This window comes from Pseudonocardia sp. (assembly GCF_025465255.1).
In the GTDB taxonomy this organism is placed as follows: Bacteria; Actinomycetota; Actinomycetes; order Mycobacteriales; family Pseudonocardiaceae; genus Pseudonocardia.
Genome location: NZ_JAODNI010000066.1, coordinates 1 through 12,600, shown reverse-complemented (window position 1 = coordinate 12,600; position 12,600 = coordinate 1). Strand labels below are relative to the sequence as shown.

Below are 12,600 nucleotides of genomic sequence, written 5' to 3'. Positions count from 1 at the left end.
TGGCGGTACAAGAACGAGATCCCCTACGACGTGTCATTGTGCTGCGGGAACGAGAACCGTGGGGTCGCGGTGGCTCAGGGGAAGGTTTTCTACGTCACGGCGAACGCCCACGTGCTCGCGCTCGACGCCACTACCGGCAAGCGGGTCTGGGACAAGACCTATGGGGACGTGCGGGCCGGGGAGAGCGCCACGGTCGCTCCACTGGTGGTGAAGAACCTGGTCATCGTCGGGAGCTCTGGCGGGGAGTTCGGGGTGCGCGGCCACTTGGACGCGTTCGATCTGGAGACCGGAGAGCACGCCTGGCGCTGCTACACGGTGCCGAAGCCCGGGGAGCCCGGCTCCGAGACCTGGCCCGCCGACGGCGAGGCCTGGGCGCGGGGCGGCGCGAACTGCTGGCTCACCGGCACGTTCGACCCGGAGACGAACCTGCTGTACGTGGGCACCGGCAACCCGGCGCCCGACTTCGACGGCGAGGTCCGGGAAGGCGACAACCTCTACACCGACAGCATCATCGCCGTGGACGTTGACGCCGGCCAGATTCGCTGGCACTACCAGTGCACCCCACACGACTTGTGGGACTACGACAGCATCGCGGAGTGCATCCTGTTCGAGTCGGACGGGCGCAAACTGCTCGGGCACTTCGACAAGAACGGCTACTTCTTCGTCCTCGATCGCACGAACGGTGAGTTGGTCCAGATCACCCCCTTCGTGGACCGAATCACCTGGGGAGCGATCACGAGGGACGGCCAGGTGACGGCCAAGGTATACCCCGACAAGGAGGGAGAACCGGTCCACTTCTACCCAGGGCCGGCCGGCGCCAAGGAATGGACCCATGCGGCCTACAGCCCGAAGACCGAGCTCTTCTACGTCCCGGTCCAGGATGTCGGGGCAACGGCGACCCGGCGGCGCCGGGAGTTCAAGGAGAGCATCCCGTACTGGGGCGCGGGCGTTCAGGTGGACATCGAGGACATGACCGGGTCCATCAGCGCGTTCGATGCCACGGGCGAGGAGAAGTGGCGCTGGCGCAACGAGCTTCCGATGTGCGCCTCGGTGCTGGCCACGGGGGGCGACCTGGTGTTCGCCGGTGAACCCTCAGGTGAGTTCAACGCGCTCGACGCCCGCACGGGGGAGCAGCTGTGGCAGTTCCAATGCGGAAGCGGCCACCACAGCAGCCCGACGACCTACATTGTCGACGGACGGCAGTACATCGCGGTGCCGGTCGGATGGGGCGCTTGGTCCGAGGGGTTCCTACCGGGAATGCTCGGGGCCGGCCACGGAAGCGCGCTGATCGTCTTCGCCCTCCCGGAATCGTCGTAGTGCCGTAACGGGAGCCTGCCGGAATCTGGCAGAGAGGAGGTGAATCCATGGAGTCTCAGCTCGCCGTATGGGAGACGCCGGAGTTCGACGAGATCGGAGTCGCGCCCGAGGTGACGATGTACGTCGCCCGGATGGAGGACTAGCGGGACGTGGGGAGGCGCCGGACGAGGGTCCGGCGCCTCCACCGTCCGGGACGGAGTGCCAGGGTGTGGCTGCGGGTGCTCGGAGCGGCAGCAGGCGGCGGCTTTCCGCAATGGAACTGCAGTTGCCCGACATGCCGTGCGGTACGCGAGGGCTCCCGGCCCTGCCGCCCCCGCACGCAGTCGTCGCTCGCGGTGAGCGCCGACCGCCGGCGATGGTTCCTGCTCAACGCGTCCCCCGACATCCGTGCGCAGATCGAGGCCTTCCCCGCGCTGCATCCGCGCGACGGCAGAGCGACGCCGCTGGAAGCGGTGCTGCTCACCGACGCCGAGCTCGACCACACGCTCGGCCTGCTGTTGTTGCGCGAGGGGCGCGCACTCGAGCTCCACGCCACCCCCGCGGTGCACGAGACGTTGTGCCAGGGGACGGCGTTGCTCAGGACGCTCGGACGCTACTGCCCGGTGCACTGGCGACCTGTCGTTCCGGGAGCCGACGTGTCCTTGGGAGACGGCCTGTCGTACCGGTCCTTCGACGTCCCCACGACCAAGCGGACACGCTTCGGACGCGTGAGGGAGGAGGGACGGGTCGTGGGCTACCGCCTGACCGATGAGCGCAGCGGCCGTGCGGCGGTGTACCTGCCGGGCGTGCAGGAGCTCACCCCAGCAGTGCGCGAGCAGCTGGACGACTGCGCGTGCCTGCTCGTCGACGGCACCTGTTGGCGCGACGACGAGTTGATCCGGCTCGGCCTGGCCGGCAAGACGGCCCGCGAGATGGGGCACCTGCCGATCGACGGCCCCGGCGGCAGCCTCGAACAACTCTCGTCGCTGCCCATCGAGCGGAGGATTTACGTTCACATGAACAACACCAATCCGATCCTGCTGGAGGACGCGCCGGAGCGGCGTCTCGTCGAGGAGCGTGGAATGGAAGTGGCCATGGACGGGCTCGAGGTACGGGTCTAGAGCAGCGATGACGTCGACACGGACAGACAGCTTCGTCGACGCGCTGCGCTCGCAGTCGCAGCGTTACCACGACCAGCACCCCTTTCATCTCAGGATGAACGACGGCCGGCTGAGCCGCCGGCAGATCCGGGGGTGGGTTGCCAACCGCTTCTACTACCAGGAGAACATCCCCCGTAAGGACGCCGCGATCCTCGCCAACTGTCCCGACCTCGAGGTGCGACGCAGGTGGATCCGCCGCATCGTCGACCACGACGGCACGGCGAACGGGCAAGGCGGCATCGAAGCGTGGCTGCGCCTGGGCGAGGCGGTGGGGCTGACCCGCGACGAGGTGCGCGACGGACGACACCTCGTCCCCGGCGTACGGTTCGCCGTCGACGCCTATGTCACGTTCGCCCGCACCCGGCCGTGGGTGGAGGCGGTGGCGTCGTCGTTGACCGAACTCTTCGCGCCGGACCTGATGTCGGAGCGCCTCCTCGCGTTCGAGCGCTGCTATCCCTGGATCGACCCGGACGGCCTCACGTACTTCCGGGCCCGCCTGGAGCAGGCTCCCCGCGACTCCGAACACGCCTTGCAGGTGGTGACCGAGCACTGCCGTTCGGCTGAGGAGCGGGCACGCGCCGTGGCGGCGCTGTCGTTCAAATGCGAGGTGCTCTGGAGCATGATGGACGCCATCGACCGGGCCTATCCCGAGTGATCGCGATGGGGGTCGAGCCAGGAATGACGACATCGGTGCCGGCGTCGAGCCGTCCCAGGCTCGCGCGCCATGTCCGGTTGACGTTCGACCGGGCGCGTGAGCAACACGTGCTGCTGCAGCCGGAATCCGTCGTGGTCCTGAACCGCACGGGCGCGGACATCCTCGGCCTGTGCGACGGGCAGCGGACGGTGACCGAGATCGAGGAGGAGCTGCACGGTCGCTACAACCGTGTGGTCGACGACGAGGTGCAACATTTCCTCGCCCGTCTCGTCGCCAAGAGGTGCGTGGAGATCAGCGATGGATAGACCCTTCGGATTGTTGGCCGAGCTCACCTACAGCTGCCCCCTGTCCTGTGCGTACTGCTCCAACCCGCTCAACCTCGCCGACTACCGCGACGAACTGGCCACGGCGGAGTGGCGACGGGTGCTGGTCGAGGCCCAGGAGCTGGGCGTCCTGCAATGCCACCTGTCGGGCGGTGAGCCACTCCTGCGCCGTGATCTGGTGGAGATCGTGCAGAGTGCCAGTGAGCTGGGCCTGTACACGAACCTCGTCACGAGCGCGATCGGACTGTCCCGGCGCCGCGCGGAGGAGCTCAGAGCGGCCGGCCTCGATCACGTCCAGATCAGCATCCAGGCCGACGAGCCGGTCGCCTCGGATCGGATCGCCGGCACTCCGTCCTTCCAGCGCAAGATCGAGGCGGCACACGTCGTGAAGGAGCTGGGCTGGCCGCTCACGGTGAACGTCGTCCTCCACCGGCAGAACATCGACGTGATCGCCGACATCCTCGGCCTGGCCGAGGAGTTGGAGGCCGACCGTGTCGAGTTGGCCAACACGCAGTACTACGGCTGGGCGTTGCGCAACCGCGACACGCTCCTGCCCAGCGAGGCACAGCTCGGGCGTGCGGAGGCGGTCGTGCGCGCCGCGCGCAAACGCCTGGAGGGACGGATGGACGTCATCTACGTCCTCCCCGACTACTACAGCCGCTACCCCAAGCCCTGCATGGGTGGGTGGGGGAAGCGACAGCTCACCGTGGCGCCCAACGGCGATGTCCTGCCCTGTCCCGCGGCGCACGCGCTTCCCCTCCCGCGCGCGAGTGTGCGCGACGACTCCTTGACCCGGATCTGGACGGAATCGCCGCTATTCCAGCGTTTCCGTGGCACGGACTGGATGCCGGATCCGTGCCGGAGCTGCGACCGCCGTGAGATCGATTTCGGCGGGTGCCGTTGTCAGGCGTTCGAGCTCACGGGCGACGCCGCCCGCACTGATCCGGTCTGCCATCTGTCGCCGGACCACGGGATCGTGGCCGAGACGGTGCGGGCTGCCAACGAGGGGACCAGGCCAGGTGAAGAAGTGCTCGTCCCTCGTCCACATCGGGCCTGACCCGTCGGTTCGACGACGCCGACCCGGGGCCGAGGCGAGGGGCCACGAAACCCCCAACGGATTCGATCAGGAAACCTCGGGCTGGAGGGTGCTGATGACGAGGGGAGAAGACCGTCGAGAAGCCTGCCGACAGGCGAGCGGAACTCCGTTGCCGCAATCGGTGGTCACATGATCCCCGAGCTTCTCATCCTCGGATTCACCCTAGGCCTGGACAACTTCCGGGCGTCGATCGCGCTCGGGACGATTCCGTTCAGTCGTCGCCGTGCCGTCCAGGTCGCCCTGACGTTCGGGCTCTGGGATGGCCTCGCGCCGCTGGCCGGCGTTGTGCTCGGACGTTACTTCGGCCAGGCGATCGGCCCGATCGCGGACTATGTAGGGCCGGCAGTGTTGGGCGTATACGGTGTGTATCTCCTCGTCCGCTCTTTACGGCCCGCGGCTCCGGAGGAGATCGACCATCCATGGATGCTCTTCGGTATCCCTCTCTCGCTGAGCTTCGACAACTTGCTCGCCGGTACGAGCTTGGGATTGATCGGGTTCTCCCCGGTGCTCTCGGCAGCGGTCTTCGCTGCCATCACGGCCTTGATGACGTTCGTCGGGTTGCACCTGGGGCGAGCCGCCGCAAGCCTGATCCGAATGCGCTCCGATCTCCTGAGCGGCATAGCGCTCGTCCTCATGGCCGTCGTGCTGGTGCTGGAAGCCGAGAACGTCTTCTAGACCCAGGGCCCGGCGAGCTCCGCCGCAACCGGTGAGGTCGAGCGCGAGCAGTTCGCACAGCGCGGGCGTTCCGCTCCACGCGGGACGTGCCGGCTCTCGCGTGGCTCGGACGCCGATCCCACGGGTCAGGTGCCGGAGCGGAAGAGCGCCGTCAACGGAGCAGCATCGGCGCTGTGACCGAGGGCCGGAAGGCTGTACATGTCCTCGAGGGTGCGGAGGATGTCGTAATGGTCCGCGCGCTCGTCGTAGGTCCCCTGCCCGACCATCTGCCCGACGGCGATCGTGCTGATCTGGTTGTCGTTGTCGTCCGGCACGTCGGACTCGTCGAAGGACACGATCAGCAGGCTGTTGTGGGTCCGGGTCCATTGCGCGTAGCCGTCGATGTTCTCGCGGAGCCACCTGTCGCCCTCGCCGATGGAGCAGTCGTGCATGTCGTGGCACAGGTTCGGGATCACGAACGAGACGGTGGGCAGTCGGGTGTAGTCGGTGGGCATCGCGGAGAGCGGCTGGTTGGCCGAGGCGGGAACGTCGGAGAAGTTGGTCCACGGGCTGTGCTTGCGGGCATAGTCGCCGGCTTCGCAACCGGTGTAGCCGGCCTCGGGAAGGTCCTCGGCGTACCCGGTGAAGGTGAAGCCGGCGGCGGTGAGCTCGCTCGCGAGGTTCGGCGCGTCGATCGTGTGGGGGCAGTCGTTGTCGTGGATTCCCTGCGTGTCGCCTGAGAACAGCGCGATGTAGTTGGGCTGGCTCGGATGGGTCTCCGCGTGCATGTCCGTGAATACGGACCCGGTCTGCGCCAACGAACGGAGGTAGGGCGCCTCGCGCCTGACGTCCGCCTCGTCCTTGTTCTCGAGCATGACGATCACCACGTGGTCCGGACGCGGAAGGCCGCCGTCCGCTGTCGCCGAGCCTGCCGGAGCGGCCGCCGTCACGGGGGTTCCGGAGATCGAACATCCGGACACCGCCGCGATGAGGCAGGCGGCGGCTGCGGCCAGGCGGATGGTCCGGCGTCGGCTCATCCGGGGGCTCCCGGCAGAGTCGGGCCTGGTCCGGAACAGTGGATTCGGCATTCGGTCTCCGCTCCGCGTGGGTGACTGGCTACGTGCTCCCGGGCAGCGTCCGAGCTGGAGTGTCCGTGCGCTGGGTGATGTGTAGCCGGTCGACCCTGTGACGACGCCAAGAACCCTGGCCCGCGTGCTGACGTCACCGCCGACGCCGGTGTCCGCCGCCCCCGCCGCACACACCTGCCCGGCCCCGGCTGAAGCCCCTCACACGGACGTCCGCGCCGGCGGACGTTCCGCGGGCGCCAGCAGGCGTCCGCCGAGCCGGGCCACCTGGCCGGCGGTCAGATCGGGGAGATAGGCCCGGCCGATCGCCGTGCCGATCGCGGGCAGCGCCGCCGGGTCGGGACAGGTCATGAACCAGGGCCGGTACTCCGGCTGGAACTTCGCCTTGAACGCGAGCAGCGAGCGGAAGCCGTAGACGGGCTCGAGCGCCCGCCCGACGACGTCGAGCAGCCGCTGCAAACCGGGACCCGCGTCGCCGCGATCCAGCCGGGCGAGCGGGGCACCGGACAGCGACAGGGCCTCCACACCCTCCTCCTTCGACCGGAGCGCGGCCGAGGCGATCAGGAACTCCGCGGCCCCCCGGAAGCCGTCCGACCGGCGTCGCATGAAGTCCAGGGTGCGGCCCACGAGAACCCCGTCCCGGTACACCGGGAGCCAGCTCGTCACGCCGTGCACCCGGCCCGCGGCGTCGATCGCGATCATGAGCCCGACCTGATCGTCGTCGAGCTCGTCCAGGCCGCCGAGGGTGAAGCCCATCTCCGGGAGCCCCTTGTCCGCGACCCACTCCTCGGAGATCTCCCGGATCTGCTCGGTCACCGCCAGCGACGCGTCGTGGTAGGTCGTCCACTCGGCGCGGATGTCGGCCTTCGCCGCCCGGTTGAGGGCGGTCCGGACGTCCTGCCACTTCTTGCCCGTGAAGGTCAGCGCCGCGAGCGGGAGCACGGTCTCCTCGGCCACCTGCACCGTGCTCCAGCCGAGCCCGGTCGTGAGGTCGGCGACGTCCTCGCCCACGGAGTACAGGCACGGGGTCCAGCCCTGGTCGTAGCAGAAGCCCGCGAAACCCCGGACGGCCTCCTCGTGCTCCGCCGGATCACCGACGGGATCGCCGGTGGTCAGGGCGATCCCACCGATCACCCGGTAGCCGATCGCGGCCCGGTCGGTGCCGTCCTCGGCGCGAAGGAACCAGTAGGAGTGGCCCGGCCAGGTCACCATGTGCGCGAGCGACGAGCCGCTCGTCCCGGCGAGCAGCCGGCGCACCCGGGCGAGGTCGGTGCCCGGCCCGGGAACCGTGGTCCGGGCGAACGTGGACAGCCCGGCGGCGCCCACGACGACCCACACGAGGAGCCCGCACCACTCGTAGAGCAGGGTGGCGGCCCGGCCGGCCGGCAGGAAGGCCGCGTCGACCTCCCCGAGGTAGCCGGGCGGGAGGAAGCGCAGGGGGAGATCCAGGAACAGGGCGCCCAAGGTCGGCGGCCGGTCGAACTGGTCCCGCACCAGGACGCCACCGGCGATGTAGACGAGCGACGCGGCGACTGTCACGGCCACGATGCGCAAGCCCCACCGGCGATGGGCTCCCGGCGCCGCGCGAACCCCGAAGGCCTTCCGTCTCGTGGCCAGCACCGCGGCGACCACGAGGGGCTGAAGTGCGGGCAACGCGAGGGTGAGCCACCCGTGCACGTGTGTTCCCGCGCCGAGGACGATCCGCTGGTCCGCCGGGACGACCGCCGTCTGCGCCGCCATGAACAACCCCAGCGCGCCGAGGACGACGTTGAGGGCGATGCCGACGATCCACGCAGCCCGACGGCCCCGGCGCAGGCCTTCCGCGGTGACGAGCAGCAACAGGACGGGGATGACCGAGTAGACCGCCGGACCGATCCCGGACAGGCGAAGTCGGGCCTGCAGTTCCGTGCACTCCTCGGCCGTGCCGGAGGCACAGAGCTGGAGCACGGTCGCGGCGTCCGGAGGTGGGGACGCGAAGACGAAGCGCAGCACGGACAGCGGCCCGATCCGGGTCTGGGCGACCGCGGCGATCAGCGGGCCCACCGCCGAGGCCGCGACGACCAGGGCCATCAGGATCCGGGTCTCCGGACGGGAGGCCGATCTGCGCCCGGTTCGCCCGGGACGCACCGCCACAGCGCCTACCGCGAGCCCGACCAGGCCGGACACCAGCCGCAGCATGTCCGGCAGCAGACCCGAGTACAGCGCCATCATCAGCAGGGCGACGACGAGCACGAGCCGCACCCGGCGGCGCCACAGCACCGGCATCGCCGCCGAGGCTGCGAGGAGGGTGCCCAGCACCACCGCTCCGGGACCGACCGCGACGGACGCCGCGATCTGCGCGGCCCACTGCCCGCGGGCCAGCGCCAGCAGCCGCACGATCCCGAGCCCCGCGACCGATCCGACGACGGTCACGATCAGCATCACCGCCGCCGTGCGGCGCCTGCCGAGCAGGCGTTCGGCCTGTGGCAGTGCCAGCAGGACCACGACGGTCGACATCAGGTAGGCGACGAGCCCCGAGGCCCACAGGGGCGAGGTCAACGGCACCCACCAGTGCGCCTGTCCCAGTGGTCCGAGCCCGACCCCGACGGCCGGGAGCAGCGTCGTCGACGGGCCGTGCAGCAGCGACCCCGACACCGCACCGAGGAGCCAGAGGGCGGCCACGAGGATGATCGTGACCGGGGCCCGGCGGATCCGGCGGCCCCACGCCTGCGCGGTCACGGTGTGAGCCCGGTCCGGGCCGCGAGCCACGGCAGGCCGACGTCGAGCCCCGCGCCCCACACCGCCCAAGTATGACCCCCGGGGAGCAGCCGGTAGACACTCGGGACATCCGCGGCGACGAGCGCGGCCTGCACCCGTTCGGCCTGGGGCCGGTACTGCTTGTCGGCGGTGCCGGCGACGAGCATGCCCCCGATCCGCGGAGCTGGCCGCGCCGTCAGCTCGTCGAGTGGGTTCACCGCGGCGAACGCGGCCGCATCCCCGCCGAAGGTGGCCTGCACGGTCGCGGCCCGGCTGCCCAGCGTCGGTTCGTCCTGGCCGGAGATGTCGAGGAAGGTCGGGTAGACCTGGGGCGAACGCAGCGATGTCTGCAGCGCGCAGGTGCCGCCGTTGGAGTAGCCGCCCACGGCCCAGGCCCGCGACGACGTGGCCACTTGCAGGTGCGTGCGGATCCAGGCCGGCACGTCCACGTCCAGGTAGGTGCCGACGTTCCCGAGGCGCGAGTCCATGCAGAGCGGGTTCGCCGTCGTCCTTCCGAGGTCGTCCGGGACGACCACGACCGGGGCCAGGCCGCGGTGCGCGGCGGCGAACGCGTCCAGGCGCTCGGCGAGCCGACCGCCGTCGAACCAGTCCCGCGGTGACCCCGGCTGTCCGGACACGAGGACGAGCACGGGGAGCTGTGCGCGCGGGGCCATCAGGTAGGCGGGCGGGAGGTAGATCCAGGCCGGGCGGGCGGCGAAGCCGGAGCGGGTACCGGGCACCGCGGTCTCGGTGACGGAGCCGTGCGCCGGGGCGGGCGTGGCGGGGTTCCAGGTGGCGCTCAAAGGTGTTCCCGACTGCTCCGTGACGAGGGGGACATCGGCCGGCACCGCGCCGAGCGCGACCTGGTTCGGCAGGGCCGCGCCGAAGGCGGCCCCGACCGTGGGGAAGGATCCGTAGTACTGGTTGACGGCGGAGACTGCTCCGAGCACGACGGCGAGCGTCGCGGCGGTGAGGGCGGGCACCGCCAGTAGCCGTGCCCGTCGGTGCTCCCGGCGAGACGTGCTCAACCGGGCCGCCAGGAGCACGATCCCGAGGACGCCCACCCCGGTGGCCACGTCCACGACCAGGGGCAGCCGGTCCGGGAAGGGGCGCCACACCCGGTCGACGACCAGCACGAGGGCCGTGGTCAGGGCCGCCGCCGCGACCGCGCAGACCGGGACCACCCGGCTCCACCACCACCGGTCGGGGCGCAGGAGCAGCACGACCAGCCCGGTCAGCGCCAGGATGATCAGCACGACCGGTAGCGGCCCGGTCAGCGTCGACCAGCCGAGAACGGACATGTCTCATACCTTCGCAGACCGGGCGCCGTCCGGGAGGAACCGACGGTGAGCACGACTAGGAGTGGATCCGCCGCCTCGTCCGCGCGGCCACGAGGCCGATCACGACGAGGACGAGGACGACGAGCGGGCCGTAGGTGAGGTAACCGCCCACGGTGGCGAGCGACGCGGAGAAGGCGAACCCGAGCAGGACGCAGGCGGGTGCCCAGACGGCCGCGCCGGCGACGTTCCACGGCAGGAACCTCCGCCAGTACGGCATCGCGACCATCCCGGCCATCCCCGGGGTGAGCGCCCGGAGAAGGGCGGTGAACCGGCCGAGCAGCACCGCCGCGGGGCCGTGGCGACGCAGGAAGTCCTGGGCGGAGTCCCACCGGCGCACCCCGATCCGGTCGCCGAGGCGGGACCTGCGGAGCGCGGGGCCCCACCGGCGCCCGACCTCGTAGCCGGTGCTGTCCCCGAGGACCGCCGCCACGAAGGCGATCACGATCATCCACGGCAGGCTGATCCAGCCGTGCTGGGCCGCCAGGCCCGCGACGAGCAGTGCCGTCTCCCCGGGGACCACGACCCCGGCGAGCACGCCGGCCTCGGCGAAGACCGCGAGTCCGGCGACGAGGTAGAACCAGGGTCCGAGGGCGGCGCCCCAGCCCATGAGGGTGCTGAGGATCACGAGAGCACCCCCGGTTCCGCCGGTGCGGCCTGCTCGGGAACCCGGGCCGCCCGGCGTGTCCGGACCGCGGTGAGCGCCGTGAGGCACAGGGCGAGCCAGGCACCGCCGAGCAGCCACCCGGCCAGGACGTCGGTCAGCCAGTGCACACCGAGGTAGAGCCTGCTGACCCCGATCGCGAGGATCACAGCCGCCGCGACGGCGCCCACGCCGAGGCGCGCCGCCGTCGAGCGGATCATCCCGGCCGCCACCACGGCGAGGATCCCGACGACGACGGTCGAGGTCAGCGCGTGCCCCGACGGCAACGCGAAGGTCTGCTCGGCCACCAGCTGGGTCGCGACGGGCGGACGCAGGCGGGCGTTGAGGTTCTTGAACCCGCTCACCAGGACGCCGGCGCCGGCGCCGGCCACGAGGACGACGACCGCGTCCGGGATCCGCCGTCGCCACAGCAGGACGGCGGCGCCGAGTGCGGTGAGGACCGTCATGCCGAGGGTCCCCCCGAGATCGCTGACCTGGATCATGACGGCGTTCGCGGGCGCGGAGCGGTGCCCGACCATCCAGTGCAGGACGGGGACGTCCAGGGCGGCCGAGGGGCCGGGGTCCGCGACGGCGTCGACGATCCCGCCGTAGGCGGCGAACAGCCCCGCGCCCACGCCGCTCCCGATCAGTATCCCGAGCGGTGGCCGTCGTCCGGCACTCCACGCGGTCCGGACGACGACGATCGTGGCGATCAGCCAGACGCCCATCGCCCCCACGCCCACCCATTGCTGGACATCCGCGACGGTCATCGGGCGGTGATCGCGAAGAAGTCGCGCTGGTCGGGGACCAGGTAGCGGTTGGCCGCCCCGGACATCGTCGGGAGGAGCGGGGTTCCGGCGAGCTGCCCGGTCCCGTCGTGGGCGTAGGAGAACAGGTCGACCATGCCGCCGTGGATGTCGAGCTCCATCGCGGTGACGGCGCCGGCTTGGGAGAGTGCAGCGGCCAGCGAGCTGAGGTTCAGCTGGTCGCCGCCGACGTAGATCAGGTTGCCGTTCGTGTCGATGCCGACGCCGGACCGCCACGTGTACTGCAGCTGGCTCGCGGCCGAACCCCAGCTGTTGCCGGAGTTGATGTCGAGTCCGGGCACCACCTTGCCGTTCTCGATGATCAGCGCGAGGTTCTGCCGGACGGCGGCGACGTCGGGCCCGTTCGTGACGTCGCGGCCCCACTGGCCGATGGTGACGCGTCCGGTCCTGTCGATGACCATCGAGGCGGCCCCGTCACGGAGGCTGACGGCCGTGCGGCCGTCGGCCAGGAACCCACCGTTGGCGTCCTTCATCTTGAAGCCGGAGTTGAAGGTGGCGACGAGCCCGGCCCGCAGGGCGACCGGGACCTTCCCGCCCTCGGGCCAGCCGAGCCCCGACGGTTCCCTGGTACCGGCGATCAGATGGGCGCCGACGACGTTCTGGTCGAAGCGCGCGACCCCGGCGACCACGCTCGCGTGGCCGGCGTCGGGCCGGATGAACGTGGTGTAGAGACCCGGGGTGCCGCCGGCGACGGTCGGTCCGGCCTGCCAGACGCCCTCGCCGGGCAGCGCCGCGGTGCCGGACAGGGTGCCGAGCGGCGCGGGCGCGGCGGCGGCCGGGGCGGCGGC

13 protein-coding genes are annotated in these 12,600 nt (G+C 70.9%); 7 read left to right on the top strand and 6 right to left on the bottom strand.

Annotated elements, in window-relative coordinates:
* From JWP64_RS06720 to JWP64_RS06690, 7 genes are all read left to right on the top strand, one after another.
* The coding region (locus tag JWP64_RS06720; RefSeq protein ID WP_297493619.1) for a PQQ-dependent dehydrogenase, methanol/ethanol family at window positions 1-1,317 on the top strand (1,317 nt) is incomplete at its 5' end.
* Window positions 1,318-1,364: 47 nt separating this feature from the next.
* Window positions 1,365-1,460 (top strand): pyrroloquinoline quinone precursor peptide PqqA, encoded by a 96-nt coding sequence (gene pqqA, locus JWP64_RS06715; RefSeq protein WP_297493617.1) that lies wholly within the window; start codon window positions 1,365-1,367, stop codon window positions 1,458-1,460.
* Between the two features lie 63 nt (window positions 1,461-1,523).
* Window positions 1,524-2,417 (top strand): pyrroloquinoline quinone biosynthesis protein PqqB, encoded by an 894-nt coding sequence (gene pqqB / locus JWP64_RS06710; RefSeq protein WP_297493615.1) that lies wholly within the window; start codon window positions 1,524-1,526, stop codon window positions 2,415-2,417.
* A 7-nt stretch (window positions 2,418-2,424) separates the two neighbouring features.
* On the top strand, window positions 2,425-3,111 hold the full coding sequence (pqqC, locus tag JWP64_RS06705) for a pyrroloquinoline-quinone synthase PqqC (RefSeq protein WP_297493613.1): 687 nt from the start codon (window positions 2,425-2,427) through the stop codon (window positions 3,109-3,111).
* 5 nt (window positions 3,112-3,116) lie between these two features.
* Window positions 3,117-3,416 (top strand): pyrroloquinoline quinone biosynthesis peptide chaperone PqqD, encoded by a 300-nt coding sequence (gene pqqD, locus JWP64_RS06700; protein WP_297493623.1) that lies wholly within the window; start codon window positions 3,117-3,119, stop codon window positions 3,414-3,416.
* On the top strand, window positions 3,409-4,491 hold the full coding sequence (pqqE, locus tag JWP64_RS06695; RefSeq protein WP_297493621.1) for a pyrroloquinoline quinone biosynthesis protein PqqE: 1,083 nt from the start codon (window positions 3,409-3,411) through the stop codon (window positions 4,489-4,491). The genes pqqD and pqqE overlap by 8 nt, the downstream gene beginning before the upstream one ends.
* Before the next feature lie 168 nt (window positions 4,492-4,659).
* Window positions 4,660-5,205 (top strand): manganese efflux pump, encoded by a 546-nt coding sequence (locus tag JWP64_RS06690; RefSeq protein ID WP_297493611.1) that lies wholly within the window; start codon window positions 4,660-4,662, stop codon window positions 5,203-5,205.
* A 125-nt stretch (window positions 5,206-5,330) separates the two neighbouring features.
* Here JWP64_RS06690 and JWP64_RS06685 read toward each other — a convergent pair whose 3' ends face one another.
* The 6 genes from JWP64_RS06685 to JWP64_RS06660 form a co-directional block, all read right to left on the bottom strand.
* Window positions 5,331-6,221 (bottom strand): alkaline phosphatase family protein, encoded by an 891-nt coding sequence (locus JWP64_RS06685; protein ID WP_297493609.1) that lies wholly within the window; start codon window positions 6,219-6,221, stop codon window positions 5,331-5,333.
* A 249-nt stretch (window positions 6,222-6,470) separates the two neighbouring features.
* The gene (locus JWP64_RS06680) at window positions 6,471-8,987 is read right to left on the bottom strand and encodes a bifunctional lysylphosphatidylglycerol flippase/synthetase MprF (protein ID WP_297493607.1); all 2,517 of its coding nucleotides are present in this window, start codon (window positions 8,985-8,987) and stop codon (window positions 6,471-6,473) included.
* Complete coding sequence (locus JWP64_RS06675; RefSeq protein ID WP_297493604.1) at window positions 8,984-10,306, bottom strand: alpha/beta hydrolase-fold protein; 1,323 nt, start codon at window positions 10,304-10,306, stop codon at window positions 8,984-8,986. The genes JWP64_RS06680 and JWP64_RS06675 overlap by 4 nt, the downstream gene beginning before the upstream one ends.
* 55 nt (window positions 10,307-10,361) lie before the next feature.
* Entirely contained in the window at window positions 10,362-10,970 is a 609-nt protein-coding gene (locus JWP64_RS06670; RefSeq protein WP_297493602.1) for a DedA family protein, read from the bottom strand.
* Window positions 10,967-11,755: a phosphatase PAP2 family protein gene (locus JWP64_RS06665; RefSeq protein ID WP_297493600.1), complete on the bottom strand. Its 789-nt coding sequence runs from the start codon at window positions 11,753-11,755 to the stop codon at window positions 10,967-10,969. The genes JWP64_RS06670 and JWP64_RS06665 overlap by 4 nt, the downstream gene beginning before the upstream one ends.
* On the bottom strand, window positions 11,752-12,600 hold an 849-nt coding region (locus tag JWP64_RS06660), incomplete at its 5' end, for a phosphodiester glycosidase family protein (RefSeq protein ID WP_297493598.1). The genes JWP64_RS06665 and JWP64_RS06660, both read right to left, overlap by 4 nt.